At 70.8% G+C, this 26,535-nt stretch carries 26 protein-coding genes and 3 pseudogenes; 12 read left to right on the top strand and 17 right to left on the bottom strand.

Annotated features, from left to right (window positions below; all coding sequences use genetic code 11):
* The first annotated feature begins 30 nt into the window (after nucleotides 1–30).
* The gene (locus tag ACODNG_RS08755) at nucleotides 31–1,485 is read left to right on the top strand and encodes a HEAT repeat domain-containing protein (protein WP_434520996.1); all 1,455 of its coding nucleotides are present in this window, start codon (nucleotides 31–33) and stop codon (nucleotides 1,483–1,485) included.
* 37 nt (nucleotides 1,486–1,522) lie between these two features.
* Here ACODNG_RS08755 and ACODNG_RS08750 read toward each other — a convergent pair whose 3' ends face one another.
* The gene (locus tag ACODNG_RS08750; RefSeq protein WP_434520995.1) at nucleotides 1,523–2,353 is read right to left on the bottom strand and encodes a DUF7504 family protein; all 831 of its coding nucleotides are present in this window, start codon (nucleotides 2,351–2,353) and stop codon (nucleotides 1,523–1,525) included.
* A gap of 155 nt (nucleotides 2,354–2,508) precedes the next feature.
* Nucleotides 2,509–3,813, bottom strand: coding sequence for a hemolysin family protein (locus ACODNG_RS08745; protein WP_434520994.1), 1,305 nt, complete (start codon nucleotides 3,811–3,813; stop codon nucleotides 2,509–2,511).
* A gap of 193 nt (nucleotides 3,814–4,006) precedes the next feature.
* On the opposite strand from ACODNG_RS08745, the gene serA reads away from it, so the two are divergent.
* Nucleotides 4,007–5,611 carry a phosphoglycerate dehydrogenase gene (serA, locus tag ACODNG_RS08740; RefSeq protein WP_434520993.1) on the top strand — a complete coding sequence of 535 codons (1,605 nt, stop codon included), beginning with the start codon at nucleotides 4,007–4,009 and terminating at the stop codon, nucleotides 5,609–5,611.
* A 312-nt stretch (nucleotides 5,612–5,923) separates the two neighbouring features.
* Here serA and thrC read toward each other — a convergent pair whose 3' ends face one another.
* The 3 genes from thrC to upp form a co-directional block, all read right to left on the bottom strand.
* Nucleotides 5,924–7,207 carry a threonine synthase gene (thrC, locus tag ACODNG_RS08735; protein ID WP_434520992.1) on the bottom strand — a complete coding sequence of 428 codons (1,284 nt, stop codon included), beginning with the start codon at nucleotides 7,205–7,207 and terminating at the stop codon, nucleotides 5,924–5,926.
* 118 nt (nucleotides 7,208–7,325) lie between these two features.
* Nucleotides 7,326–7,541: a DUF7569 family protein gene (locus ACODNG_RS08730; RefSeq protein ID WP_210113801.1), complete on the bottom strand. Its 216-nt coding sequence runs from the start codon at nucleotides 7,539–7,541 to the stop codon at nucleotides 7,326–7,328.
* Nucleotides 7,542–7,609: 68 nt separating this feature from the next.
* Nucleotides 7,610–8,287: a uracil phosphoribosyltransferase gene (gene upp, locus ACODNG_RS08725; protein ID WP_434520991.1), complete on the bottom strand. Its 678-nt coding sequence runs from the start codon at nucleotides 8,285–8,287 to the stop codon at nucleotides 7,610–7,612.
* A gap of 127 nt (nucleotides 8,288–8,414) precedes the next feature.
* Between upp and ACODNG_RS08720 the strand changes: the two genes are divergently transcribed.
* Nucleotides 8,415–8,618, top strand: a complete 204-nt coding sequence (locus ACODNG_RS08720) for a hypothetical protein (protein ID WP_434520990.1) — start codon at nucleotides 8,415–8,417, stop codon at nucleotides 8,616–8,618.
* A gap of 58 nt (nucleotides 8,619–8,676) precedes the next feature.
* Here the strand turns inward: ACODNG_RS08720 and ACODNG_RS08715 are convergent, their stop codons facing one another.
* Nucleotides 8,677–9,078, bottom strand: coding sequence for a cupin domain-containing protein (locus ACODNG_RS08715; RefSeq protein WP_434520989.1), 402 nt, complete (start codon nucleotides 9,076–9,078; stop codon nucleotides 8,677–8,679).
* Nucleotides 9,079–9,192: 114 nt separating this feature from the next.
* On the opposite strand from ACODNG_RS08715, the gene ACODNG_RS08710 reads away from it, so the two are divergent.
* The 3 genes from ACODNG_RS08710 to ACODNG_RS08700 all read left to right on the top strand — a co-directional run bounded on the left by ACODNG_RS08710 (nucleotide 9,193) and on the right by ACODNG_RS08700 (nucleotide 10,691).
* Nucleotides 9,193–9,879, top strand: coding sequence for a DUF5828 family protein (locus ACODNG_RS08710; RefSeq protein WP_434520988.1), 687 nt, complete (start codon nucleotides 9,193–9,195; stop codon nucleotides 9,877–9,879).
* Between the two features lie 142 nt (nucleotides 9,880–10,021).
* Nucleotides 10,022–10,261: a hypothetical protein gene (locus ACODNG_RS08705; protein ID WP_434520987.1), complete on the top strand. Its 240-nt coding sequence runs from the start codon at nucleotides 10,022–10,024 to the stop codon at nucleotides 10,259–10,261.
* A gap of 55 nt (nucleotides 10,262–10,316) precedes the next feature.
* Nucleotides 10,317–10,691: a helix-turn-helix domain-containing protein gene (locus ACODNG_RS08700; RefSeq protein WP_210113788.1), complete on the top strand. Its 375-nt coding sequence runs from the start codon at nucleotides 10,317–10,319 to the stop codon at nucleotides 10,689–10,691.
* Between the two features lie 23 nt (nucleotides 10,692–10,714).
* Here ACODNG_RS08700 and ACODNG_RS08695 read toward each other — a convergent pair.
* From ACODNG_RS08695 to ACODNG_RS08660, 8 genes and pseudogenes are all read right to left on the bottom strand, one after another.
* Nucleotides 10,715–12,866: pseudogene (locus ACODNG_RS08695) on the bottom strand (prolyl oligopeptidase family serine peptidase).
* Nucleotides 12,867–12,969: 103 nt separating this feature from the next.
* Nucleotides 12,970–13,563, bottom strand: a complete 594-nt coding sequence (locus ACODNG_RS08690; RefSeq protein ID WP_434520986.1) for an IMP cyclohydrolase — start codon at nucleotides 13,561–13,563, stop codon at nucleotides 12,970–12,972.
* Nucleotides 13,564–13,962: 399 nt separating this feature from the next.
* Complete coding sequence (gene cgi121 / locus ACODNG_RS08685) at nucleotides 13,963–14,556, bottom strand: KEOPS complex subunit Cgi121 (protein WP_434520985.1); 594 nt, start codon at nucleotides 14,554–14,556, stop codon at nucleotides 13,963–13,965.
* Complete coding sequence (locus tag ACODNG_RS08680; RefSeq protein ID WP_434520984.1) at nucleotides 14,553–17,042, bottom strand: ATP-dependent DNA helicase; 2,490 nt, start codon at nucleotides 17,040–17,042, stop codon at nucleotides 14,553–14,555. Before ACODNG_RS08680 ends, cgi121 begins: the two co-directional genes overlap by 4 nt.
* A gap of 385 nt (nucleotides 17,043–17,427) precedes the next feature.
* The gene (locus ACODNG_RS08675) at nucleotides 17,428–17,670 is read right to left on the bottom strand and encodes a ferredoxin (protein ID WP_434520983.1); all 243 of its coding nucleotides are present in this window, start codon (nucleotides 17,668–17,670) and stop codon (nucleotides 17,428–17,430) included.
* 182 nt (nucleotides 17,671–17,852) lie between these two features.
* A complete protein-coding gene (gene hemB / locus ACODNG_RS08670; RefSeq protein ID WP_434520982.1) occupies nucleotides 17,853–18,833 on the bottom strand; it encodes a porphobilinogen synthase in 981 nt (326 codons plus the stop codon).
* 102 nt (nucleotides 18,834–18,935) lie between these two features.
* Nucleotides 18,936–19,100 carry a DUF6757 family protein gene (locus ACODNG_RS08665; protein ID WP_210113781.1) on the bottom strand — a complete coding sequence of 55 codons (165 nt, stop codon included), beginning with the start codon at nucleotides 19,098–19,100 and terminating at the stop codon, nucleotides 18,936–18,938.
* A gap of 25 nt (nucleotides 19,101–19,125) precedes the next feature.
* Nucleotides 19,126–20,007 carry a PHP domain-containing protein gene (locus tag ACODNG_RS08660; RefSeq protein ID WP_434520981.1) on the bottom strand — a complete coding sequence of 294 codons (882 nt, stop codon included), beginning with the start codon at nucleotides 20,005–20,007 and terminating at the stop codon, nucleotides 19,126–19,128.
* 144 nt (nucleotides 20,008–20,151) lie between these two features.
* On the opposite strand from ACODNG_RS08660, the gene ACODNG_RS08655 reads away from it, so the two are divergent.
* Entirely contained in the window at nucleotides 20,152–20,436 is a 285-nt protein-coding gene (locus tag ACODNG_RS08655) for a DUF5789 family protein (protein ID WP_008585525.1), read from the top strand.
* Between the two features lie 100 nt (nucleotides 20,437–20,536).
* Here the strand turns inward: ACODNG_RS08655 and ACODNG_RS08650 are convergent, their stop codons facing one another.
* Nucleotides 20,537–21,586 carry a DUF5784 family protein gene (locus tag ACODNG_RS08650; RefSeq protein ID WP_434520980.1) on the bottom strand — a complete coding sequence of 350 codons (1,050 nt, stop codon included), beginning with the start codon at nucleotides 21,584–21,586 and terminating at the stop codon, nucleotides 20,537–20,539.
* Between the two features lie 125 nt (nucleotides 21,587–21,711).
* On the opposite strand from ACODNG_RS08650, the gene ACODNG_RS08645 reads away from it, so the two are divergent.
* Nucleotides 21,712–21,879, top strand: a complete 168-nt coding sequence (locus ACODNG_RS08645; RefSeq protein WP_434523082.1) for a DUF5786 family protein — start codon at nucleotides 21,712–21,714, stop codon at nucleotides 21,877–21,879.
* Between the two features lie 75 nt (nucleotides 21,880–21,954).
* On the opposite strand, the pseudogene ACODNG_RS08640 reads toward ACODNG_RS08645, so the two are convergent.
* Nucleotides 21,955–22,636, bottom strand: a pseudogene (locus tag ACODNG_RS08640) (DUF7530 family protein).
* On the bottom strand, nucleotides 22,633–23,577 hold the full coding sequence (locus tag ACODNG_RS08635; RefSeq protein ID WP_434520979.1) for an NAD(P)H-binding protein: 945 nt from the start codon (nucleotides 23,575–23,577) through the stop codon (nucleotides 22,633–22,635). Before ACODNG_RS08635 ends, ACODNG_RS08640 begins: the two are co-directional and overlap by 4 nt.
* A gap of 137 nt (nucleotides 23,578–23,714) precedes the next feature.
* Between ACODNG_RS08635 and ACODNG_RS08630 the strand changes: the two are divergent.
* The 4 genes and pseudogenes from ACODNG_RS08630 (at nucleotide 23,715) to ACODNG_RS08615 (ending at nucleotide 26,508) form a co-directional block, all read left to right on the top strand.
* A pseudogene (locus tag ACODNG_RS08630) lies at nucleotides 23,715–24,630 on the top strand (MBL fold metallo-hydrolase).
* Nucleotides 24,631–24,727: 97 nt separating this feature from the next.
* On the top strand, nucleotides 24,728–25,333 hold the full coding sequence (gene pspAB, locus ACODNG_RS08625) for a PspA-associated protein PspAB (RefSeq protein ID WP_434520978.1): 606 nt from the start codon (nucleotides 24,728–24,730) through the stop codon (nucleotides 25,331–25,333).
* Between the two features lie 33 nt (nucleotides 25,334–25,366).
* Nucleotides 25,367–25,879, top strand: coding sequence for a hypothetical protein (locus ACODNG_RS08620; protein WP_434520977.1), 513 nt, complete (start codon nucleotides 25,367–25,369; stop codon nucleotides 25,877–25,879).
* Nucleotides 25,876–26,508: an IMPACT family protein gene (locus ACODNG_RS08615; protein WP_434520976.1), complete on the top strand. Its 633-nt coding sequence runs from the start codon at nucleotides 25,876–25,878 to the stop codon at nucleotides 26,506–26,508. Before ACODNG_RS08620 ends, ACODNG_RS08615 begins: the two co-directional genes overlap by 4 nt.
* Nucleotides 26,509–26,535 lie beyond the last annotated feature (27 nt).

Genomic DNA, 26,535 nt, shown 5'->3' with positions numbered 1-26,535 from the left:
TAACGTACCGGATCGGTGAGGGGTTCACAGATGGACGACGGGCCGCGAACGGCGGGAGGCGCGGGGTCGGCGAAGAGCGGCGGCGCCGGACGCGGCCGGAACGACGGTCCCGACCGCGACGACGGCCGCGGTCGCACGGACGGGGGTCGTCCCCCGGCGCTGGCGCGACTCGACCGGCGGTTCGACGCGTCGACGCGGCGCGAGGCGGCCGAGGCGCTCGGTAATCCCTCCAGTTCGATGAGCGCCGACGCGGGTCGGATCGTCGAAGAGCTGTTCGATATCGCGCTCGACGACCCCGACGAGGCCGTCCGCGCGGCGGCGATCGAGTCGCTATACTTCCACGGGGACGACCACGTCGACCGGCTGGCGCGGCGGATCGCCGAACGGCGAGGCTCCGACGACGACGGAGACGGGAAGCAGGAGGCGGGACGCGGCGCCGCCGAGACGTTTTCGCGCTGGCTGGGGCACGACCGGGCCGCGTATCGGATGCTCGGCGCGACCGGGCTGTCGGCCGTCGGCGGTGAGGGCGCCGCACCCAGACTCCGCGAGGCGTTCGACGACGACGACGCGCGGGTCCGCGCCCGGGCCGTCAGGGGATACGCGCGGGTCGGCGGCGAGACGGTCGAGGCGGTCCGGCCGCTGGTGAACGCGCCGAACGACCTCGTGCGCGGCGCCGCGGCCGACGCGCTCGTCGCGATGGACACCGACGACGCGGTCGAACTGCTCGCGCTCGCGGCGCGGCGCGGGAACGAGCGGCTTCGCCTCACCGCCGTCGACCGACTGGGAGAACTCGACCGACGGGACGCGGCCGGGGTACTGATCGGGGCGCTACGGGACCCCTCGGAGGCGGTGCGGCGGACGGCCGCGAGATCCGTCGCCACGGTGATCGCCGAGGCGGGGGCAGTTCCCGCGGGCGACGTGCGCGACCGCCTCCTCACCGAGCGACCCTTCGAGGCCGACGGCCTGCTCGCCGTGTTCCGATCGGTCGCGACGGAGCGAACCGCTGGCGACCGGGCGGGAGGAAACGGGGGTACGACCCCCGGGTCGCGAGAGCGTGTCGACGCCGAGACCAAGCGGTACGCGGCGTGGCTGTACTGCGAACTCCTCGAAGCCGCGGACCCGACCGCCGCCGACCGGTCGACCGCGGTGGAGTGGCTGGTCGACGCGCTCGATCACCGGGACCGACTGGTGGCTGACCTCGCCGCCGCGTACCTGCCGCGGATCGTCTCGGAGGACGCGGTCGGGGAGACTCCGGCCGAGGAGGCCCCACCGGACGGCGCGGCCGAGTCCTCGCTTGGCGTCGACGTCGAGCGAAAGCTCCGGTCGCTCGCGAGCGACGGGACGGTCTCCGAGAGCGCGCGCGAGCGCGCCAGAGCGGTGTTACGACGGTTCAAGCGGGCGGTCGTGGAGGCGGCCGCGGACCGCCACGTCGAGTACGTATACGTTCGCTGGCCCGCGGACTACACGGAGAGCTACGAAGGGTAGGCGGGGGAAGGGCGGCAGAGAGTCCGAGTGGCGGCGTCTACGGCCGACGGACGAACCGACCGTCGTCGACGGCGACCGTCAGGTCGATCGTCTCGTCGAGGAAGTTCAGGACGGTGGCGACGTTGCGGTCCGCGTCAGCGTCGACGTACAGCTGTAACACGCCGCCGGCATCGTCGAGGCGCGCGGCGAGCATGCGGACGAACGCGACCGCGCGCTCGACGTCGAAGGCGGCGACGATCTGGTGGAAGACGCTTACCTCCAGCGAGACGCGCTCGCCGGACTCGTGGTTAGCGTCGAGGATCCGCGAGACGGTCTCGCCGACCTCGTCGGGGGAGAGGCGGGGGTCGAGTTCGACGATCTCGACGTCGAGACCCTCGAAGTCGACGTCGGGGGTCGCCTCGAAGTCGTACTCGCCGGTGCTGACGATCACCGTCCGGCGGGGCCACGACGCGAGGCGCTCGTCGAGCGTACGGACCAGCCGCTCCGGCGTCGGCGTCACGGCGACGACGAGTCCCGCGGCGCCGTGGAAGTGCGCCCGGAGCGCGTCGGCCTCGCCGCCGGTCGGCGGGGCGTCGACGCGGACGACCCCGTCCCACCCCATCTGGTCCGCCACGTGAACCCCGTCGGCGATCCGATCGGCCACGTGGTCGTGGAGGTGCGCCTTGAACTCGGCGACCGCGCCGTCGGTGTCGTAGGCGGTCTTGGCGGTGGCGCAGTACGGGCAGTCCCAGCTCACGCGGAAGTCGGACTTCGAGAGCGCGTCCGAGTGGTGGGCGAGCAGGTGCGACCCCGTCACTTCGGCCATCTCCGAACGGTCCCGCGTCCACGCGACGAAATCGCATCGGCCACACGCCCAACGGCTCACCATGATCGAGAACGTGTCTGTTGGGACCCGTCGGAGGCAGATGTATGTTGTGTTATGTGTGTTCGGTTACCGCGTGCGTCGCTCCTCGCCGACGGCGGCGGGCACGCGGGGCGAAGGCGGGCACGCGGGGCGAAGGCGGGCACGCGAGGCGACGACGGTCACGCGAGGCCGCCAGATCCGTCGGCGGCTCCGTCGACGTCGGCCGCGAACCCGTTCTCGTCGGCGTGTTCGACTCGGACTCGGGTGACCCGGGTCGCGGTGGCGCCGGTGACGGCGAGCGTGACGTCGCCGACCGTGACGCGGTCGCCCTCAGCGGGGAGCCGGCCGAGCTGTCGGGTGACGAGTCCCGCCACGGTCTCGGCGCCCGCGTCCGCGGGCAGCGAGAGGCCGAGCGTCTCGTTGAGGTGCGACACCGTCGTCCAGCCGCGGACGACCGCGGCGTCGGGCGCGACCACGTCGACGGCGTCCGTCTCCCACCGCCCGACCAGCTCGCCGACCACCTCCTCGAAGAGGTCCTCCAGCGTCGCGATTCCGACGACCGCGCCGTGTTCGTCGACGACGATCACCATCCGCGCCTCGCTCGCGCGCATCTCCGCGAACAGCTCGTCGAGGGGTTTCGTCTCGGGGACGAACGTCGGCTCCCGCAGCGCGCTCGCGAGGTCGGCGCCGGTCTCGTCGGCGCGGATCGCGTCGCGCACGTCGACGGTGCCGACCACGTCGTCGCGGTTCTCGCCGTAGACGGGCATCCGCGTGACGCCCTCGCTCGCGGCCCGCGAGAGCGCGTCCGCGGGCGTCGCCGTGTCCGGGAGCGCGACCACGTCGGTCCGGGGGACCATCACCGCGGCGACGGTCGTGGTCTCCAGATCGAGGACGCCGCGGATCATCGCGCCCTCGTCGGGGTCGAGCGCGCCCGCCGCCTCGCCGGAGCGCACGAGCGTCGCGATCTCCTCGCGGGTGAGGTACGACTCGATGTCCGACTCGCCCCCGGTGAAGCGGTTGACGACGCCGGAGAGCGCCTCGAACACGTACAGCACGGGGCGGAGAACGCGCTGGATCGCGACGACGATCCGCGAGACGCGGAGGGCGTGTGTCTCGGCGTTGGCGACCGCGTACGACTTCGGCGCGATCTCGCCGAAGACGATGACGAAAAGCGAGGTGACGAGCGTCGACCCCGTGGCCGCCTCGCCCCCCGAGAAGCCGAACCGGACGAACACCGCGGTCGCGACCGACGCGGCCGCGATGTTGGCGACGTTGTTGCTCACCAGGGCGGTGACGAGGAAGCGGTGCGAGTCGTCGCGCAGCGCCGACAGCGCCCGGGCGCCCGGGACATCGGTCGCGACGAGCGAGTCGATCCGGTGGGTCGGCACGGAGAACACCGCGAGTTCCGAACTGGAGAAGAAGGCGCTCACCGCGGTCAGCGCGAGGATGGCGCCGACGCCGACGAACGCGATCGTGAGGTCCATGTCCCGGACATGCGGCCGCGTATAAAAGGCAGTACCGACGAGGAGGGAACACAGGACCGACGCGGAGAGTGTACACGAACGCGTACTCTCCACCGGAAACAGAGGGGTCTATACCCACGAGCGCGGATCCGTCCGGGCGGCAAAACGGCGCGATTCGGAAAGCGTTAACCCCGCGCCGCGGGTGCGTTTCGGCATGAAGGTACTCGTGACCGACCCCATCGCGGACGCGGGGTTGGACCGACTCCGAGACGCCGGCCACGAGGTCGTCACCGACTACGAAGCCGAAGGCGACGCGCTGCTCGCCGCCGTCGCCGACGCCAACGCGCTGATCGTGCGGTCCGGAACCGACGTGAACGAGGCCGTCTTCGAGGCCGCCTCCGACCTCGTCATCGTCGGCCGCGCCGGCATCGGCGTCGACAACATCGACATCGAAGCCGCCACCGACCACGGCGTCATCGTCGCGAACGCGCCCGAGGGCAACGTCCGCGCCGCCGCCGAACACACCGTCGCGATGACGTTCGCCGTCGCGCGCTCGATCCCGCAGGCGCACGGCCGCCTCGTCGGCGGCGAGTGGGCGAAAGGGGAGTTCCTCGGCACCGAGGTGAACAACAAGACGCTCACCATCGTCGGTCTCGGCCGCGTCGGCCAGGAGGTCGCCAAGCGGCTCGACTCGCTCGGGATGGATCTCGTCGTCTACGACCCGTACATCTCCGAGGAGCGCGCCGAGCGGATGGGCGCCGAGCTGGTCGACGACCTCCACGACGCGCTCGCGGCCGGCGACTTCGCGACGATCCACACCCCGCTCCTCCCGGAGACGGAGGGGATGATCGGGGAGACCGAGCTGGCCCAGCTCGAGGGGGGCTACCTCATCAACTGCGCCCGCGGCGGCATCGTCGACGAGGACGCGCTCGCCGAAGCGGTCGACGACGGCGTCCTCGCGGGCGCCGCGCTCGACTCCTTCGCGGAGGAGCCGCTCCCCGAGGACTCGCCGCTGCTCGACGTCGAGGAGATCGTCTTGACGCCGCACCTCGGCGCCTCGACGGAGGCGGCCCAGGAGAACGTCGCGGTCGACACCGCGGAAGCGGTGCTCGCGGCGTTCGACGACGAGCCGGTCCTGACCGCGCTCAACGCGCCCTCCGTCGACGAGAGCGCGTTCCCGCGGATCGAGCCGTACATCGACGTGGCCGAGACCGCCGGGAAGGTCGCCGCGCAGCTGCTCGACGGCAGGATCACGGAGGTGGAGACGACCTACGAGGGCGACATCGCCGCGGAGGAGGTCGACCTCGTCACGGCGTCGGCCCTCAAAGGCGTCTTCGAACCCCTGGAGTGGCAGGTGAACGCCGTGAACGCGCCGCGGCTCGCCGAGGAGCGCGGCATCGAGGTGACGGAGTCGAAGACCCGACAGACCGACGACTTCCAGAGCCTCGTCCGCGTCACCGTGCGCAACGGCGACGACGAGATCGCGGTCGAGGGGACGCTGTTCGCGGGCGAGGACGCCCGTATCGTCCGTATCGACGGGTTCCGCGTCGACGCGGTCCCGTACGGCCACATGCTCGTCGCGCGCAACACCGACGAGCCGGGCGTCATCGGTCTCATCGGCACCGTCCTCGGCGACCACGACGTGAACATCGCCGGGATGTTCAACGGCCGCGAGACGCAGGGTGGGGAGGCGCTCACCGTCTACAACCTCGACTCGGCCGTCCCCGACGCGGCGCTCGATGAGCTGCTCGCGGACGACCGGATCGTCGAGATCACCGAGATCACGCTAGACGGCGCCGACGGGCGCGCGGACGAGTAGGGCGCGTCGAGCGATACACAAGAACAACCGGCTGTTTGCGAGCGGCTTCCCTCACGATCGGTTCAGTTTATAACTGAAGGTGTCAAGTTGCCGAGCGGCCCGGTCACTCACCGTCCGACTCGTCGTCTCGATCGGGTTCGCTCTGATCGAGTAGCTGTTCGAGAACCGCGTCAACTGGTTCGTCGCCGATCTTCCGTCGGTAGAGCCGATCGTACGTCTCCTCGCTGATCTCGATCTGTTCGCTGGTCCCGGTGTTGGTCGATTGTAAGTCGAGCAGTTGAAATTCGATTCTGACACCCCTCTGGACCGATTTTACTCGCGCAGGTGGTCGACGACAGCGTCCACGTCGTTCGGGACCGGTTCGGGGTCGCCGCCGGCCTCGTAGGCGGCGTCGGGGTCTTTTAACAGGTGCCCGGTCGTCAGGCAGACGACCTGCTCGTCGTCCGCAACGACGCCCTCGCGGCGGAGCTTCCTGAGCCCGGCGAGGCTCGCAGCGGAGGCGGGCTCGACGCCGACGCCCTCCTCGGCGAGGTCGCGCTGGGCGTCGGTGATCGCCTCGTCGCTCACGGCGACGGCGGTGCCGCCGGTGTTGCGGATCCCGGGGATCGCCTTCGGCGCGTTGACGGGGTTGCCGATGCGGATCGCGGTCGCGCGCGTCTCCACCTCCTCCCAGCGCCGGACCTCGTCGTTCCCTTCCTCTATCGCCTCGACCATCGGCGCGGCCCCCTCGGCCTGGACGCCGGTGAGCTTGGGGACCTCGTCGACGTCGAGCGCGCCCGCCTGGACAAGCTCGCGGAACGCCTTATAAAGCGCCGCGGTGTTGCCAGCGTTGCCGACGGGGAGGACGATCCGGTCGGGGAACGCGCCGTAGTCGTCGCGGAACTCCTCTAAGATCTCGAAGCCGATCGTCTTCTGGCCCTCCAGGCGGAACGGGTTCAGGGAGTTGAGCAGGTACGCCTCGCCGCGGGCGGCCAGCTCCTGAACGATGTCGAGGCAGGCGTCGAAGTTGCCGTCGACTTCCAGGATGCGCGCGCCGTGGAGGCTCGCCTGCGCGATCTTCCCGGCGGCGACCTTCCCCTCCGGGAGGAGGACGAGCGTCTCCATGCCGCCGCGGCCGCCGTACGCGGCGAGCGCGGCCGAGGTGTTTCCGGTCGAGGCGCACGCGAGCGCGCCGACGCCCAGCTCCTTCGCGACGCGGACGCCGACCGTCATCCCGCGGTCCTTGAACGAGCCGGTGGGGTTCATCCCCTCGTGTTTGATCCGGAGCGCCTCGACGCCCACCGACTCCTCGATGCGGGGGACGCGGTGGAGCGGCGTGTCGCCCTCGGGGAGCGTGACGCCGAGGTCGAAGGGGAGCGCCTCGCGGTAGCGCCAGACGCCGCGGTCGGGACCCTCGGAGGGCGCGCCCGCGCCGAACTCGTCGAACGTCGGCGGGTCGTCGTACCGCGCTTCGAGCAGGCCGCCGCACTCGTCGCAGGTGTACCGGACCGCCTCGAAGGGCGCGAACGTCTCGTCGCACTCGATACAGGCGAGCCACGTCCCGTCGACGGCGCAGTCGGGCGCCGCCGGGACCGGGGCGTCGATGGCGAGATCCATTACGTCGAGGTCCGTTCCGCCGCGGCTTAAGACGGGCGGTCGGAACGGACGTTGCCGGCCGAAACGAAGGAGTTCGGCCGTCGACGGCGGAAGCGAAGGGACCGGGCGGTCGTCGACCTCAGTCGACGATGATCTCGGAGCTGTCGTCGCCCCCGTCGTCACCGGAGCCGAGGCGGTCCTGGTAGCGCTGGATCCAGTCGGCGAAGCAGTCGGGACAGAGGCGCTGGGTGTCGATGTTCGCCCGGTCGACGCTCAGCCGGACGGTACGCGAGAGCGCGTCCGTCGTCGGCTCGCCGCAGGCGTCGCAGGGCTCGGTCGTCGGCGCGTCGCTCATGTCGTCCCGGTCGCGGCGGCGGCTCTTAAAAGTACGTCGCGGCGAGCGTCGCGGCCGTCGCCTCGCCCTCAGACCGTCCGGAACGCGCGGTCGCCGGCGTCGCCGAGTCCGGGAACGATGAACCCGTCGTCGTCGAGGTGGTCGTCGATGGCGACCGTCAACAGATCCGCCTCCGGAACGGACTCGCTCACGCGGACGAGACCGGCGGGCGCGGAGACCGCGGAGAGCACGAACAGGTCCTCGAAGTCGTCTGCCTCGTCGAGGACGTGGTCGAGGACGGCGACCATCGTCGACCCCGTCGCGAGCATCGGGTCCGCGACGATCACGGTGTCGTCGGGGCTGATCTCGGGGAGCTTCACGTAGTCGATGGTGATCGGGAACTCCCCATCGTCGGTCATCCCCGCCTCCTCGTCGCGGCCGGCGGAGATGACCCCCTGTTTCGCGCGGGGAAACGCCTTCAACAGCCCCTCGACGAACGGGGTCGCGGCGCGGAGGACGTTGATGATAACCACGTCGTCGAGTCCCTTCACGCGCTCGCCGGTCGTCTCCTCTAAGGGGGTCTCGACGGGGACGTACTCCGTCTCCATCGCGCCGTCGATGATCTCGTAGCCGCAGATGCGGCCGAGCTTCACCAGCCCCTTTCGGAACGCGACCTGCTCGGTCTCGACGTCGCGCAGCCGCGAGAGGGTGTCCGTCGCCAGCGCGTGCGTGATGAGGTGCGCGTCGTCGCGGTCTTCGATCGTCATTGTCCGAAATCCAGCCCGGAACGGCCTTAAAACGTGGCGAATCGGGAAGCCGCCACGTGCCCGGCGACCGCCGGAGGACGCGATCCGAGCCGATACGTTGATACATCCCGGCCGTCGACCCCCGGGCATGTTCCAATACGTCTCCGCGGTCAGTATCGTCAGCGTCGCCGTGACGGTGCTGATGGTCGCCACGATGCTGTACCTCGTGTGGGGCGCGCTCGGCAGCGACATTCACAGTCCGAGTCCCGGCGACACCGAGCAGCCGGACCTGGGCGAGGGCGACGAGACCCCGGAGGAGCAGGAGGAACTACCCGAGGGCAACGCCGCGTAACCGATCGCGCCGCCTCCGAACGTCTCGTCGCCGAGTCGAGGAGTTCCGTCCTCGGCGTTTAGCGCTTTTTCGAATCCGAATCCGCGGCCGGCGAGTCGCGGACGACGACGTCATCTGTCGCCGGGGGCGCGCCGACCGCCAGCACGGTCACCGGTCCCGCCGCGTCGGCCGGGTTGTACGCGCGCTGCGGGTGTCCGGGGTCGACGACGAACAGGTCGCCGGTCGGCACCTCGTAGGTCTCGGCGGGCGTTTCGACCGCGAGCGTCCCCTCGATCACGTAGAACGCCTCCTGTTGGGTCTCGTGGGCGTGGTACGCGAGTGGGAGCTGCTCGCCCGGGGCGGCGCGGAAGCGGTTGATCGCGACGGCGTCGAGTCCGCCCGGATCCGACAGCTTCCGGCACTCGCAGGGACGGTCCGGCTCCGGTTCGACGGCGTCGACGTCGACCACGCGGTAGCCCATGCGAACGCCTCCCGCGGCGGCCGCAAAAGGGCGTCGGCCGCGAGAGCGGCGGCGTCTCCGGCCGCGACACGCGAAGAGATTTATACGCGTCCGTATCCTACCCCGGGCCATCCGATGGAAGAGAGCATCTCCGGCTTCAAGGTGCGCGGCGACTGGGGCGACGTCGTCGAGCACGGCGAGCGGATCGCCCTCGCGCTCCGGGAGGTCGGCGTCGACGGCGACGCCTACTACGAGTTCGACGAGTGGCGCCCCAAGACCCACGAGCGCATCGACGAGGACGTCTCGGAGAAGACCGCGGCGCAGGCGTCCGTCGACGAGGGGGAAGGCGAGCGCGCGGGGCAGTCGCCCGGCGACGACCTCCAGACGGCCGGCGAGAAGCTCACGGAGTCCTACGAGAAGGTCGAGGAAAACGACACCGAGAGCGCCCGCGAGAGCTGGGGCGAGTCGATCGAACACGTCGCCCGCGCGGCCGACTCGGCCAGCCGGAAGGCGCTCCGCAAGGTGGAGGACGCCGTCTACCGCAACGTGATGACCCAGATGGCGCCGTACTACTTCGACAACGAGCTCGTCAGCGCCAACATCCAGGAGGTCGCCCGCGCCGAGGACGGCGAGACGTTCGTCTTCGAGGTGAACGTCAACGACGACGAGCTGAAAAGCGAGGTCTCCGAGGTGCTCGGCGACTACGAGTCCGAGATCGACCGCTGGCACGTCGAGACCGAGAAGCGGACCGACGACGTCGCGGCCGCCGAGGGCGTCGAGCCGCCCGCCGAGGAGGGCGGCCCGGACTCTACGACGACGTGACGGGGGCGTGCGCCGGGCAGACGCGACCGCAGCAGGTGAGCGCACCGGGCGGACGCGACCGCAGCGGGCGGGCCGCGATGGCGGTCCGGCCGCGCCGAGACACATCGGTCGGCTTTAACTCGCCGACCGCCGAATCGAACCCATGAACGAGGTACTCCGGGTCGAGGCGGGCGAGCTGTCCGTCGACGAACTCATCGACGAACTCAACGACGGCCGGCGGATCCTCGTCGACGTCGAGGTCGCCGGCGCCACCCACGAGGTCGCCCTGCGGTACGACGGGGAGACGTACCACTGCGACACGCCGACGAACCTCCACCGGCACGCGGACGAGTCGGGGATGCGGGGTTGTATCGACCAGATGGGATACGCGACCGAGGAGTGACGCGGCGGACGGACGGAAACCGACATTTAACCTCGCTGCGGGCGAACCGATCTCCATGAGCGACCCCGAAATCGAGGACCTCGTCGGCGACCGGTCTCCCTCGTTCGAGCACGTCCTCTCCTGTGTCTTCGGCGTGCGCGACCACGAGAGCCGCGCATATCTCGCGCTGTTGGAGTACCCGGGCAGCACCGTCTCCGAGCTCGCCGACGCCCTCGACCGGGACCGGTCGAACGTGAACCGGTCGCTGTCGACGCTCCGCGAGAAGGGACTCGTCGAGCGTCGCCGCCGACTGCTCGACTCCGGCGGGTACGTCTACCAATACACCGCGATCCCGGTTCCCGAGGCGAAGCGCCGCCTCCACGACGCCCTCGACGAGTGGGTCGCGGACGTCCACGACGCCATCGACGCGTTCGACCCCGACGAGCGCTGAGTCCGTTTCAGGGAGGAAGACGCCTATTCCTCCGCCCCGTCCGACTCTTCGCCCGCGGTCAGCCCGTCGTCCTCGGGGCGGTCGAGCGCGTGGTCCGCGTCATGGTGCTCGGAGTAGCCGTCGAACCAGCGGACGATCCGTTCGATGCGATCGACGATATGCGCCGGCTCGCCGGACCGAGACAGCTCGTGACCCTCGCGGGGGTACCGGACGAATCGCGTGTCGACGCCGTTCTTGCGGAGGATCCGGTGGTACAGCTCCGCCGTACAGATCGGGGTCCGCGTGTCGTCCTCGGAGTGGATCAGGAGGGTGGGCGTGTCGACCGCGTCGGCGTGGCCGGTCGGCGACTGCTCCCAGAGCCACGCCGGCTCCTCGGACGGGACCGTGTCGAAGTCGCCCTCGACGAGCTTGTAGGCGGCGTCGGTCGAGCCGTAGAAGCCGGTGAGGTCGTAGACGCCGCGCTGGGAGACGGCCGCGCGGAAGTAGTCGGTCTGGCCGACCGCCCACGCGGTCATGAAGCCGCCGAAGGAGCCGCCGGTGACGAAGGCGTTCGACGCGTCGATCTCGGGGCGGTCGGCGACCGTCTCGACGCCCGCCATCACGTCGCGGAGCGTGACCGCGCCCCAGTCGCGCTCGATGGCTTGCATGAACTCCTCGCCGTAGCCGGTCGAGCCGCGGGGGTTCGACCAGAAGACGGCGTAGCCGCGGGCCGCGAGCGTCTGGAACTCGTGCCACATCGTCCCCGCGGTCGACCACATGGCGTGCGGGCCGCCGTGGATCTCGACCGCGAGCGGGTACCGTTCGTCGGCGTCGCCGGCCTCCGCAGCGTCGGCGTCAGCACCCGCGGAGTCGGCGTCAGCGCCGGATTCCGGCGGTGTCAGCAGCCACCCCTGAATCTCGACGCCGTCGGACTCGAAGCGGAGCGCCTCCGGCTCGCCGATCGCCCGCTCGTCGAGGTAGTCGGCGTTCAGCTCGGTCAGGCGGGTCGTCTCGTCGGCCGCGGCGTCGTAAGCGAACGCGTCACCCGGGTGGTCCCACTCGCTGGCGGCGAAGGCGACGGTCACCGATTCGGGACCGGCGTCGGTCTCGCCGCCGACGGTCGCGGCGGAGACGGTGCCGGGCCGGAGCAGGCGCTCCGGCTCTCGGCTCCCGTCCGCGGGGACGTGCCAGAGGGCCGTCTTCCCCTCGTCCGGCGTCGCGAAGTACAGCGTCTCGTCGTCCGGTCCCCACTGCGGCGCGGTCCCCCGGCCGAGGCCGCGGTCGAGGTCGCCGGTGAGGTCGGTGACCTCCCCCGACTGGGCGTCGAGGACGCGGAGGTCGGTCGGCTGCGATCGACACCTGGTCCGGCTCCGCGTGGGTGAACGCGACGCGGCCGCCCGCGGTCGCCGCGAGGTCGGCTCCCCAGCCGGTCGTGGTGTGGACGCGCTCGGCCTCGTCGGCCGCGAGATCGTGAGCGTGGATCGCGATCTCGACGGAGTCGTCTGGGTCGTCACCGACCGACTCGGTGTAGTACAGCGTGTCGGCGTCGCCCCACGACGGGGCGGCGAAGTCGGCGTCGCGGTCGGTGACCCGCGTGACTGCGCCGGACTCGGCCGGGTCGGGGTCCGTGACGCCCCCGACGGTCGCGTCCGCGTCGACGACGTACACGCCGGGGCGGCGGCCGTCGAAGTAGCGCTCGGCGGCCCGGTAGACCGTCCGGTCGATGACGCGCGGGTCCGGGTGCTCGTCGGGTTCGTAGTCGTCCGGCACGGCGAGGTCGCGGTCGGTCTCCCGGTCGTCGGCGGTCACCGACTGGACGAACGCGATCCGCTCGCCGTCGGGCGACCACGCGATGGAGGAGACGCCGCCGACTACGTCGGTGACGCGGCGGGCCTCGCCCCCGTCGAGCGGGAGGACCCACAGCTGCTGGCGGTCGTCGGCGGCGCCGCGGGTGGAGGTGAACGCGATCCGGTCGCCGGAGGGACTCCAGCGCGGTTCGGCGTCGGACCCCTCTGGAAGGGTGAGTCGGCGCGGGTCGCCGTCGCCCGCAACGTCGACGAGGTACACCGTCGTCTCGTAGCTGTCGTCGTCGTTCGGCTGTCGGCGCACGAAAGCGACGCGGTCGCTGTCCGGCGAAATTCGGGGGTCGGACGGGACCGCGATGTCCTGGTAGTCGGCCGCGGTGACGCGCTCCATGCGCGTCAGTCGGACGGGGGAGGCAAAAGGCGTCGGGAGCCGGAAATGCGGTCGGTCGCGACCGGTCGGCCGCCTCCGGCGCGTCGCCCGCGAGGCCGCTCGGTCAGTCGTCGCCGTTGTCGAACGCGAGCGAGACGCCGTCGGCGTCGACGGTCGCGCCCGCGGCGCAGACCGGGTGTTCGAGGTCGGCCGCCAGCAGTTCGGTCGCGGCCGACGCGGCGTCGGTCGCGGTCAGGTCGTACGGCTCGGGGGAGTCGGTCTCGTAGGTCGCGACCACGGTGGGTTCGTCGACGGTCTCGACGAGCAGCGCGTCGCGGCGGACGGTCCCGATCGTCGCCGTCTCCGCGCCGACGACACCGGCGACCCGGGGCGTGTCGTAGTCGTCCTTCTCGAAGTCGAGCGCGAGCAGCGCCGACGCGAGCGCGTCGCGGGCGGGATAGCCCCGTTCGAGCTTCTCCGCGATCGGGTCGACGTGCGAGCCGTTTCCGAGGACTGCCAGCGGCTCCCCGGTCGGGGTCTCGACCGCTCGCGCGCAGTTGTACGAGACGTAGGGGTTGTCGGTCTCCGGCGCGTCCGGCGTCGGGCCGACGGTGAGCGTCCCGCCGCGGTCGCGGACGCGGCGGTTCGGGAACGAGCGCGAGGAGACGCGGTAGCCGCCGATGCCGGGCGCGACGACGACGAATCGTCCGACGTACATACAGCTTCGTGCGGATTGGGTCGTGTAAAACGCGTCGATGTACGCACGAACGCGATCCCCGAACGGCGAAGATCTGTCTCATCGCGACCGCGACGGCGTCAACACCGCAGGCGGGGAGACACGACCGCGGACCGAAAACGGTCGGACGCGACCGCGGACCGCCGGCGCGGGGCGACACCGTCAACCGATCGCACGGCGGCCGCAACGCGCAACGCTTACAAACACGTACTGGCTATCGGTGAGTACGCAGTCCATTGGGGTAGTGGCCAATCCTGTTGCCTTCTGGGGGCAACGACCCTGGTTCGAATCCAGGATGGACTACTTCTGCCGTCTTCGCTTCGGCTGGAACGCAGAGGTGTCCCCGTCCCGCGGTTTCCAGTTGAAACGAAGGGGTGATCGTCACTTCTCGACGTCCAGCAGCGCGACGCGCTCGCGAACCAGATCGGCGAGGTCGCCGTTCGTCGCGGCGAGTTCGCGATCGGTGACGCCGTAGAACTCGCGGACGCGGGTCTCGTCGAATCCGACTCCGATCGCGTCGCCGTCGGGGTCGTCAGCCGAATCGACGGCGAGCGCGCGGATCGCCTCGCTCGCCGCGTCGAGGTCCGCGGCCGAGCGATCGGAGCCGGACACGTCGCCGAAGTCGGTGAGGAGAACGACCGCGGAGCGCTCGCCCTCCGAGACCCCGAGTTTGAGGGCGCGGTCTATCTGCCGGCTCCCGGCCGCGTACAGCATGATCTCGACGCCGGGGTCGCGCGCGACTGCCTCGCCGCGAGCGATCGCCCGCGCGGCGAGCCGTGCGGCCTCGCGGAGCTGCGTCGCCGAGACGACGAGGTCGGCGTCGAACGCCTGAACGACCGCGCCGGTCTCCGCGGCGATCTCGTCGAGGTCGGCGAGGAACGCGTCGAGGTCGGCGATCGCGAAGGTTCCGGCGACGAGGCGGACCGCGGGGCCCGGCGCCGGCGCCCCGTCGGCGTCGACCGCGGGATCCGTCACCCGAAATCACCCAGACTGGCCTGTCCGTCGCCGTCGCCGTCGGCGTCCGCGCCGGCGGTCGCCGCCGCCGAGGCCGACCGATTGGGGTCGACGCCGTCGAGCGAGGGGTCCTCGCGGCCGGCGTTCTCTAGGATCCGCTCGGCGGTGCGCTCGCGGCCGCGGAGCGCGCCCAGCACAACCGCCTTGTCGGCCTCCCGGAGGTCCGCGCGGCTCTCGATGCCGGCCTCGTAGAGGCGGCGGGCGCGTTTGCGACCGACGTTCCGGACGCCCGCCAGATCGAGCAGCTCCTCGCGGACACCGTACTCCAGCCGCTTGCGGGCCTCGCGCACCTGAACGACCACGTCGCCGTCGATACCCTCCACGTCGCCCGCGAGCGTCTCCGCCGCCCGGAGGAGCCACTCGGCGGTGTCGACCTTCCCGCGGATGTCGCCCGGGCCGACGCCGTAGCGCTCCGCGATCCGGTCTTCGTCCACCTCGTTCGCCCAGTCTTCGAGGAGCCGGGCCGTCTTCAGCGCGGCGAGCCAGTCCTCGAACCGCACGTCCTCGTACTCGGAGGGCACGTCGCCGAGGAACTCCGTCTCGCGCTCGTAGCAGACCTCGGTGTACTCCTCGCGGTCGCCGGACTTGAGGTACAGCTCGTAGGTGTCCGGGGTCCGGCTGACGAGGTGGTAGAGACCGAGGGGGGTGACGGTGGGGGTATCCGCTTCGGTCTCCTCGTTCGACTCCGCGTCGGCCTCGCGCTCTTCGTCGTCGCCCGCCCGCGTGTACGTCGTGAATCCCGGTTCGTCCGCGTCGGCGCTGGGGTCCGCATCGGCGTCCGGGTCGAGACCCGGACCGGCCTCATCCGCCGGAACGAAGTCGCCGTCTCCGGCGTCGGGCGTCGCCTCCGCGCCGTCGACGACGGTTCGGAGACCGTCGAGTATCTCGGCCGCGCTCATCGGGTCGAGGTAAAGCCGCGAGACCGTGTGGCCGATCCCGGTCGCGGCGAGACCCTCGCTCCCGCCGTCGCGGTCGCGCTCGACGAAGCCGTTGACTTCGAGGTAGTCGAGGACGGTGTCGGTGACCGCGGCGAGGCGACCCTCGTCGTCGGTCTGGGTCGCGTAGAGGGTGTTATCGAGGAAGGAGAGCAGCCCCTCGCGGGTGGCGGCGAAGCCGGAGGCGACCGTCGCGAGGACGTGGGTCCGGAGCGCGGGTTCGGCCGCCAGCTTCGATCGGACCGGCTCGGCCTCGGCCCAGACGTACCGCTCGAACAGCTCCTCCTGCGTGTCGGCGTCGTTCGCGAGCAGCACCGCCTCGCCGTAGGGGTCGAGTCCGGGGCGGCCCGCGCGGCCGCACATCTGGTGGACTTCGAGGACGTCGAGCGGCTTCATCCCGCCGAACTCGCCGTCGTAGCGCCGCCAGTCGCGCACGATCACCCGGCGGGCGGGGGTGTTGACGCCGGCGGCGAGCGTCGGCGTCGCGGAGACGCACTTGATCAGGCGGTCGCGGAAGGCGTCCTCGACGAGGCTCCGGTGTTCGCTCGCGAGGCCGGCGTGGTGGAACGCCGACCCCTGCTCGACCGCGTCCGCGAGGTCCTCGGAGGTGTCGGTGTCGGAGACGCCGCGGATCTCTTCGGCGAGGTCGCGGAGGCGGTCACGCTCGTCGCCGGTGAGCCGCGGGGCGGTGACCTCGCCCAGCTTCCGGGCCGACGACTCCGCGTTGCGCCGGGAGTTGACGAAGACGAGCGAGGAGCCGCCCTGCCCGTCCTCCTCGGTGTCGAGGGCGTCGCCGACGAGCTTCGCGGTCTGGTCCGCGCCGCGCTCGACGGGCACCTCGCGCTGGCTCCCGTCGTCGAAGTTGATCGCGTTGCCGAAGTGGACGCCCGTCCGGAGTTCGATGGGGCGCCAGTCGGACTCGACGAGTTCGGCGTCGAGCCACTCGGCGATGACGTCCGCGTTGCCGACGGTCGCGGAGAGCGCGACCGTCTGGAGTCCGGGGTTCACCTTGCGGAGCTTCGCGAGGGTCACTTCGAGGGTGGGACCGCGGTGCGAGTCGTCGACGAGGTGGACCTCGTCGCTGACGACGCAGGTGAGGTCGTCGATCCACGGCGCGCCGTTGCGGATGAGCGAGTCCACCTTCTCGCTCGTGGCGACGATGACGTCGCGGCTCGCGAGCCACTCGCCGTCGGAGTCGTAGTTGCCGGTGGAGACGCCGACCGTGACGCCGAACTCCTCCCAGCGCTCGAACTCGGCCTTCTTCTCGCTGGCGAGCGCGCGCAGCGGGACGATGTAGAGGGCCTTGCCGCCGCGCTCGATGGAGGAGAGCATCGCCAGCTCGGCGATCAGCGTCTTGCCGGAGGCCGTCGGGACCGCCGCGACGAGGCTCTCGCCGTCGGTGACGCCCGCCTCGACGGCCGCCTGCTGGGGCGGGTACAGCTCCGCGACGCCCTCCGCTTCGAGCGCCTCGCCGACGCCCGCGGGGAGCCCGGAGAGCGAACTCGGTTCCATTACCGGAGTCTGGGCGCCGACCCGATTTAAACCGTCGGAAGACCGCGATGACGGGAGACAACGAGCGCGGCCGCGACCGTCGACGGCGACGGACACCTTATAAAACGATCCGCGGTGGCGCGCGCCTGCGAGTGGCCGCCGAAGGCGGCCGCGAGGAGCACGCGCGAGGTCGCCGGCGCGTAGCGCCGGCTGCCAGAGAATCTTTGATTCTCGCTGGACGCGGTGAGCGCTCGGAGAGCGCGAACCGCGAGGCTGGGGAGGCGCGAGGTGCGGTCGCTGTGCGGGGCGGGATTCGAAGGGGCGGCCGAGAGGCGGGCGCAGGCGTTCACCCGGATCGAAACATCAGCACCAGTTTATAAGCAACCAACCGATTGCACGGAACCGTTCACACCACCTGTTCGCCGTCGTCGTCGTACACCTCAATGGCGTCGACCGGGCACGAGCGCGCCGCGAACTTCGCGTCGAGCTCCTCGTCGTCGGGCACCTCAACGACGAACAGGTCATCCTCCTCCTCGGTGCTCCCCGCCAGATCGGCCTTCCCGTCGTTCAGGTTCTTCTCGAAGGCGTCCCACTCGGCGACGCACTGGAACATCCCGACGCAGGTGTCGCGGTCGAACTCGACGTACATGGACTCCGGTTCGGCGAGCCAATACAAAGCGGTGACGACGAGCGGTGCGGAGCCTCAGCCGTGAGGACGACCCGATTCCCGCCCCGAACCGCACCGCGACCGCACCTCACGCCTCCCCAGCCTCGTCGGCACGCGCCACAGTGGATAAGTAAACGAGCCCGTCGACTCCCGCTCGGTTCTATTTATAAGTGTTCGGCCACGTCCTCGGCGAAGTAGGTGACAATCAGGTCCGCGCCCGCGCGCTTGAGCGCGGTGAGCGATTCGAGGGCGGTCGCTTCCAGGTCGAGCCACCCCTTCTCCGCGGCGGCGTGGAGCATCGCGTACTCGCCCGAGACGTTGTACGCGGCGATGGGGCGGTCGAACTCCCGGCGCAGGTCGCCGACGATGTCGAGGTACGGCAGCCCGGGTTTCACCATCAACACGTCCGCGCCCTGCTCGGCGTCGAGCCGCGCCTCCCGGAGCGCCTCGCGGCGGTTCGCGGGGTCCATCTGGTAGTGCCGGCGGTCGCCGAACGCGGGCGCGCCGTCAGCCGCGTCGCGGAACGGCCCGTAGAAGGCGGACTCGTACTTCGCGGCGTAGCTCAGGATGGCCACGTCCTCGTGGCCCGCGTCGTCGAGCGCCTCGCGGATCGCCTTCACCTGTCCGTCGGTCATCGCCGAGGGCGCGACCACGTCGGCGCCCGCGTCGGCCTGCGAGACCGCGGTGCGCGCGAGCAGGTCGAGCGTCTCGTCGTTCTTGACGGTGAGCGTCGGGTCCGACTCGGCGGTCTCCTCGATCACGCCGCAGTGGCCGTGGTCGGTGTACTCGCAGAGGCAGACGTCGCCGATCACCGTTACGTCCGTCTCCGCGTCGATCCGCCGGATCGCGCGCTGAACGACGCCGTCGTCGGCGTACGCGCGGCTCCCGGACGCGTCCTTGGACTCGGGGACGCCGAAGAGGATCACGGACTCGACGCCGGTCTCGCTGATCTCCGCGACGCGGTCGACCGCCTCGTCGACCGGGACGCGCTCGTGGCCGGGCATCGTCTCGATGGGCACGCGTTCGTCGGTCGTCGCGTCGACGAAGACGGGCGCGACCAGGTCGGACGCCGAGAGGTCGGTCTCGGCGACGAGCGGGCGAACGCCGTCGGTCCGGAGTCGGCGCGGCCGGTCGGTGAGGTCCATGCAGAACCGGTTGGTCCCGGGCGGACTTTTAGCGTTCGTCTCGGTCGCGGGCAACTCGGCCCGGCCCGGAGGTCGCTCGGCGGAAAGGAGCCAACCGCCGCGCTACTCCGACGACTCGATGTCGATCCGGTCGCGAAGCTCCGCGAGCTCGTCCGACTCCGCGAGCTCCTCGACCCGCTGTTTGAAGTGGGTCTCGCAGAGCCCGACGACCACGCCGCGCTGCTCCGCCTCGTACGTGGCCTCCCGGTCGCAGTAGTGACACCGCATGCGCGCCACTCCGGCCGGCGCGGGCTTAACGCTGTTCGTCGGGCGCCGCGGCGGGAGCGTCCTCGGCCGCGAACTCCTTGACCGAGACCGGCTCGGGAAGTCGCTCGCGGACGGGTTCGAACGCCGACCGCGTCAGCCCCGCCTCGCCGAGCGTCCGCTCGTGCGCGTCCGTCCCGCCCGTCCTGAGCAGGTCGCTCTCGGCGGCGACGCGGTCGATCCGCGCGTCGTCGACGGCGCGACCGTACGGGTAGAAGCGCTCGACCACGTCGATGGCGGGCGACTCGCGGGCGACGGCGAGTGCCTCGTCGACGCGCTCGTACCGGAACGGGTGGGCGAGTCCGACGAGCGCGCAGGCGTCCGCGAGCAGATCGAGACCCTCGTCGAGCGGCGTCACCTCGCGCGCGACGTAACACGGGCCATCGTTCCCGATCAGCTCGTCGAACGCCCTCGCGTAGTCGTACGGCGCGTCGGACTCGTCGATGGCCCGGGCGATGTGTGGTCGCCCCAGCCCGGCCCGAGGTTCGACGTCGAGGTCGACGCCGAGCCGCTCCTCGACCGCGTCGAGGATGGCGGCGCCGCGCTCTCGGCGGTCGCGCTGGAGGCGGTCGATCTCCGCGGCGAGCGCGTCGGTGTGTTCGACGCCGTAACCGAGGAGGTCGAGGCGCTCGAAGCCGGCGTCGACGCGGAGTTCGATCCCCCGGACGATCCGGACGCCGTCGCGCTCGACGACCGGCGCGTCGAGACCCGGATGGATCCGGTCGTGGTCGGTGACCGCGACCCAGTCGACGTCGGCCTCGTGCGCCGCGGCCGGCACCTCCTCGAGGGTCAGCGTGCCGTCCGAAACGGTCGTGTGCGCGTGGAGGTCGGCGACGACGGGACCGTCGGGAGGGGCGGAATCCGCGGACATAGACGTGAACAGGCGTGCCCGACACTAAGCGGCGGCGGTTCGGAGCGAGCCGCTCGGTTTAATATAAGGCAGTATAAGGTATTCTCTCCGACTAAGGTCGTACATGGACAATCATTAAGAACCATCGGCGATTTCCACTCGTTGATGCGCTTGAACGGCGTCGACGACCGACTCGAACGGCACCAGTACCCGACCACCTCTGAGGAGATCATCGCGGCTCACGGCAACGCGACCGTAGAGCTCGCGAACGGGTCCGAGCGGCTCGGCGACGTCTTAGAGCGGTTCGGCGACCAGACGTTCGAGGACGCGGAGGACGTGTTCACCACGCTCCGGGCCGGCGTCTGTCACCGCGGCGTCGGTCGGCGGTTCTATTCCGACCGCGACCCGACCACCGACGCGGAGGACGGACCCTCGCCGGTCTCGTTCTGACGCGGCGAACCGCGCGGACTCCGTACACCTTTCTTTCGAAGCCCGACCGCGGAGCGCCGCCGATCCGCGGGGGACGGCCGCGCGACAGAGAACCGCGAGGCTACGACACCGGATCGACGACCCCGGAGAGGTCGAGCGGAACCGACCCCTTTTGATACCCCTCGACCGAGCCGTCCGGCTCGGCGCGGTACACGACGGCGGGCTTGTGACGGACCGCGGGCTCGGCCTCGCGCACGGCGGCCCACTCGTCGGCGGGGAACGACGAGCAGTCGACGAACAGGGTGACGCCGCCGGCGTGGGCCGCGAGCTGTCCACTCGTCTTCGTCTCGGCGGTGTCGCGGACGGCCGCGACGGGGTCGTTCGCCGAGCGCCCCGAGGTCGGCTGCGGGCGCGTCACCTCGACGAGCTGGCCGGCGCCCGTCTCGGGGTCCGTCGCGCGGAAGTCGAGGGAGTGACCGGTCGTCACCTCGATTTCGGGGGTGATATCGTACCCCGCCTCCGTGAGGATCCGGGCCGCGGTGAACTCGGCGATGGCCGCACTCATCCGGACGAGATCCGTCGAGGCGGAGGTGCCGAGCTTCCCGGCCATCGTCTCGCGGTAGTCGTCGAGCGTTCCCGGCCGGAGCGTCTCCTCGACGAATCCGGTCCCCGCCTCGCGGGTCGCGTCCGGGAACCCGGCGGCGTGGTCGCGGAAGAACGCCCGGCTCGTCGCCGCGCCGTCCTTCGAGCAGAACACGGGGAGGAAGTACCACGAGACGTGCGGGTAGTCGGCCAGCCACGGCTCGTCGTCGTGGAGTCCGGCGAGCAGCTCCCGCTGCGCCCACCGAGAGACCGGGTACGGCGCCTCGTCGAACCCATACTTCTCCGTCCGCCACAGCTCGCTCGGCGTCTCCGTGTTCCCGAGCCAGTACCCGACCGGCCCGCCGTCGGCGCCGGGCGGCGGATTGGCGTCGTCGTCGGTCCAGCAGAACAGCGCGAACGATCCGTCGTCCATGTCGAACCGGCGCGCCTCGTAGTCCGGCGGGGGAGCGAACCACGGGGCGCCGGCGGCCGCTCCGAGGTTCTCGTCGAGCGGTCGGCCGATCTGCGACCGGACGCGGTCCGGACTCCACCGGCCGGGCGAGCGCCTGAAACGGAGCGGTTGTGCCACGGGCGTACGGTGTCACGCCGCGAGGTTAATCGATCCGGTGAACGGAGGGGGATCGTTCACGGTTTATGATACATTTGCCGACAGGTATATAACAGGAAACGGCCAAGTGTGGGTGTACCATGTCAATGGGTGCCTATGACGAGGCCGAACACGAGCGTCGCGAGAAGAAGACCAGCGAAGTCGACGCCGACTTCGACGCGGAGCGGCCCGAGTACTCCGGTTCCCTGACCTACGACTCGGGCGACTCCACGGAGGCACTCCTCGACAAGTTCGAAGAGGTTCAGGGCAAGTGACGCGGCCGCGGCGACGCCGCGCCTTCTGACTCCGTTCTCAAACGCCGATAGCGACGCTTCTCGCGAGTGACCCGCTTAGGTGAGCCATATCGCCGCCGTACAGACGACCGCGACCGCAAGAACGTGGCCGACCACCGCACCGAGCAGCACGGGTTCGGTGAGCAGGAACGGCACGAGCGCGAGCTGGACCGCCGAGAAGCCGATGTTCTCGGCGTCGAGCCGCCTGACCGTCGCCCGCTCGTCGGGCGGGAGGTCGACGTGGACCGCGCGCCACAGCGCGACGACGGCGCTCCACCACGAGGTGCCGATGCGGTACGTCAGGTCCCAGAGGACGAGCAGGGTGAGGTAGACGACGGGAAGCGGCGGCTCCGGCCCGAACAGCCGGTCGATGAGCGTCGGTCCCGCGGCCCCGTCCCACGCGAACAGGTACGTCACCAGCGCGATGAACGCCAGCACACCCAACACGATCTCGATGCTCGACCCGAACAGCAGCCGCTTGTGCTCCGCCGGCGTCCCGAGCAGCCGGTTTTTGGCTCCGAGCCGGTCGCATCTCGACGCTGCCGACCGCCGCGACGACGACCGCGACCGTCCCGGCCGCCACGGCGTCCCAGGTCCCGTAGTACCAGCCGAGCGCCACCACGCCGACCTCGAAGATCGCGAACTGGAGCGCGACCGCCAAGGTGCGGGAGATATCGAGTCCGGGGATCCCGCCGACGAGGCTCTCGTACACCCACGTCTCGCCGTACTCGCGGCTCACGGCGAGACCCCGGGCAGCGCGCTCAGACGTGACTCCTCGGCGTCGCGCGACTCGGTCAGCGCCCGCGCGACCGCGAGTTCGAACGGAGTGCGGTCGACGGACACGAGCTCCCGAATCCGGTCGTCCTCGACGATCACGGTGTTCCGGAGCCCCTCGACCAGCGACCGGGCGAGGTAGGGGTTCACGTCGGTGACGAGTCGAAGCCACCGAGCGGACAGCTCCGGGCTCAACACTGGCACCCTGACGATCCGGAGGCCACCGCCGAGCTGTCGCCGGGTCCGGCGGAGGATCTCGGCGTAGGTCAACACCTCCGGGCCGCCGATCTCGAAGGTCTCGCCCGCGGTCTCGGGTGTGTCGAGGACGCCCGCGAGGTACGCGACCACGTCGGCTATCGCGATCGGCTGGCACAGCGTGTCGACCCACTTCGGGGTGACCATCACCGGGAGCCGCCGCGCCAGCCCGGCGATCACCTCGAAGCTGGCGCTGCCGGCGCCGATGATGATCGCGGCCCGGAGCGTCGTGAGCGCCGGGGTTCCCTCCCCGAGGATCCGTTCCACCTCGCGTCGCGACCGGAGGTGTTCGGAGAGCTCGTCGCGGTCCTCGCCGAGTCCGCCGAGGTAGACGATCCGGCCGATACCCGCCTCCGACGCGGCCTCGGCGAAGTTTCTCGCGCAGTTTCGGTCGCGCTCCTCGTACCCCGGGCCGCCGTCCATCGAGTGGACGAGGTAGTACGCTGCGTCGACCGGCTCTCCGTCGATCTCGTACGCGGGCGGGAGCGTCTCCGGTTCCAGGAGGTCGCCCTCGACGACGGTGACGCCGTCGGGCGGCGCGTAGCCGTCGGCGTCGCGGACGAGCGCGACCACGTCGTGGCCGCGCGCGAGGAGCGTCGGGACGAGTCGGCTCCCGACGAACCCGGTCGCGCCGGTGACGAGCACTCGCATACCGTTCTCTCGGGCGGCGCGACCATAAGCCCCGGCCCGGACGGACAGAGCTCGTCCGGAGCCGCGGTCGTCGCGAGCGCCCCCCGGATCGCTTCGCGGACCGATCGCTAGAAGTGCCCCCGGGTTCCTCCTCCGGTATGCGCGCAGGCGAGTTCGAACCGGTTCGCGGCGTCGACGACCTGTACGTCCACGACACCGGCATGTTCGACACCGACGAGTACGGCGCGGTCTACGTGTACGACGCCGAGCGACCAATCGTGATCGACACCGGGACGGGGGCGAACCGGGAGGCCCTCTTCGAGACCATCGAGGCGATCGGAATCGGCCGCGAGGAGCTCGCGTGGATCCTCCCGACCCACGCCCACCTCGACCACGCCGGGGGGGCGGGGTACCTTGCGGAGCGCTACCCGAACGCGTCGGTCCGGGTCCCCGAGAAGGGAGTCCGCCACCTCGTCGACCCCGGCGCGCTCGTCGCCGGCACCAAGTCGGCGGTCGAAGAGCAGTGGGAGTACTACGCGGAGCCGAAGCCGGTGCCCGAGGACCGGATCGAGGGGGTGAGCGAGGGGGACCGAATCGACCTCGGCGACCGCGAGCTGGTCGTCCACGAGGCGCCCGGCCACGCCCCTCACCATGCCGTCTACCACGATCCCGACGCGGGAGTCGTGTTCTCAGCCGACGCCGCGGGGATCTACGTCCCCGAGATCGACGCGATGACCCCGACCTCGCCGCCGCCGCAGTTCGACTTCGAGCAGTGTCTCGACGACATCCGGCTGATCGAGGAGCTCGACCCGGACACGATTCTGTTTCGGCCACTTCGGGCCGCGGGACTGCGACGCGGACCTGATCGGCGAGGCGAAGCGCGCGTTCGTCGAGTGGGTCGAGCGGGTCCGAGAGAAGCGCGCCGAACTCGACGACGACGAGGCGGTCGTCGACCACTTCGAGGCGGCGAGCCGCGACATCGACTACTGGAACCCGGAGCGGGCGCGCGCGAACACGAGCCTGAACACGCGCGGCGTGTTGACGTACCTCGACCACGTCGACGACGAGGAGTGACTCGCCGGCGGCGACGCGGCGGTCCGGAGAGACGCGGCGGCAACGCGGACCCGTCGAGAGAAACGCCCTAAACCCCGCCGCCCGTAGCCCCGCCCAGATGGGCATCTTTGACACGATCCGGGCCGTACTCGGAACCAGCGCCGAGACCGACGCGACCCGCGAGGCGGATCCCGAGGACCTCTTCGGGATGTCGACCGCGTACATGACGATGGAGGCGGACCTCGGCTACGACCACTGCGGCGAGGCCGCGCTGTGTTTCTCGGGCGTGGACAGCACCCGCTTCGACGACGCGGTCGAGACCGTCGAGGCGATTCTAGAGGCCGGCGAGATCGACACCGGGACGGGGTTCCACCGCCACGAGGACGACCACGGCTACCAGTGGTTCGTCCTCGAAGACGACGACCCCGAGGATCTGGTGACGAGCGTCCACTTCGCGGCCGACCAGTTCATCGAGGAGGGGTTCGGGTCGCGGCTGCTCGCGGCCGTCTTCGGCTTCGAGCGCGACGGCACGGACGCCTACTGGATCTACTCGTTCCGGCGCGGGGCGTACTACCCGTTCTCCCCGAAGGGGACGAGCGACCGGAACCAGCAGGTCGAGTTCAAGCTCCAGTCGGTCCTCGACGGCGAGCTGGGCCTGGAGGACGACGAGTCCTACTGGTACCCGCTGTGGCCCGACGCGCGCGGTAACCACCCGTGGGAATAAGATGTTGCGGCGCGGGAACGAGGGGTCACAGGAATGACGGGTGAGTCCGCGAGGGAGGCGTCAGAGGGACGGAACACGCCGAGGAAGCGGATCCTCCGCGGGATCGCGGTCCAGACCGCGGTCGTCGCCGCGGCGGTCCACCTGCTGTGGGCGTGGCCGCGGCTCGGATCGCCGCCGGACGCGCGCCCCTACTTCTTCATCGCGGGGAGCGCGCTCGCGGTTGCGGTCGCCGTCGCGACGCTACGCGCGGGCGAGTACCGCCGGCTGTACGCGCTCGGCGCGGGCACGCTCGGGACGTTCCTCGGCGGGTTCCTCGCGTGGCACGGGACCGGAGCACTCGCGGCGCTCGCGGCGGAGCCGCTGGCGGTCGCCGCGGCGATCGTCGAGGTCGTCGGGGTCGGCGCCTACCTCGCGCTGTACCGGCTTGCGCCGCCGACGAGCGTCGTCGCGCGTCGGCGGGAGGGAGAAACGGCGGAGGAAGGAGTAGGGAACGCGGAGAGAGGGAAAGAGGAGAGACGGAACGAGGAGGAGGAGGAGGCGCCGTGACCGACGCGTACCGGACGGTCGCCGAGCGCGCGACCGTGCGGTTCGAGGTCCAGGGATTGGAGTTCCTCGGGCACGTCGCGCCCGTCGACACGGTCGAGGCGGCGGAGTCGTTCGTCGAGGCGGTTCGGGGCGAGTACGCCGACGCGACCCACAACGTGCCCGCGTACCGGGTCCCCGCGGGCGAGCCGTCGGAGCGCGCGCCGGGGTCGGAGCCGATGCTCAGGGAGTACTCGTCGGACGACGGCGAGCCGACCGGCTCGGCGGGGAAGCCGGCGCTGAACGTCCTCCAGCAGCGCGAGATCCGGAACGTCGTCGCGGTCGTGACACGGTACTACGGCGGGACGAACCTCGGGGTCGGCGGACTCGCGCGCGCCTACTCGCGCGCGGTGAAGGAGGTAGTCGACGAGGCCGGCGTGATCGAGGAGCGCCCGCACCGCACCCTCGTCGTCGAGACCAAATACGACGACTCGGGGACGGTCCGGGGCGTGATCGAGTCGACAGGCGTCGAGTTCGACGCCGACTACGGCGAGCGGGTCCGGTTCGACCTCCGGGTTCCGGTCGCGGAGGTCGACGCGCTTCGCGAGCGGCTCAACGACGCGACGAGCGGACGGGTCGAGATCGACCGCTAACGCGTGCGGGCGGCTCAGCGGTCGTCT

Source organism: Halorubrum sp. AS12, assembly GCF_051122765.1.
Lineage (GTDB): Archaea > Halobacteriota > Halobacteria > Halobacteriales > Haloferacaceae > Halorubrum > Halorubrum trapanicum.
The sequence above is the reverse complement of the archived record's forward strand: the minus strand, read 5'-3'. Positions and strand labels throughout refer to the sequence as shown.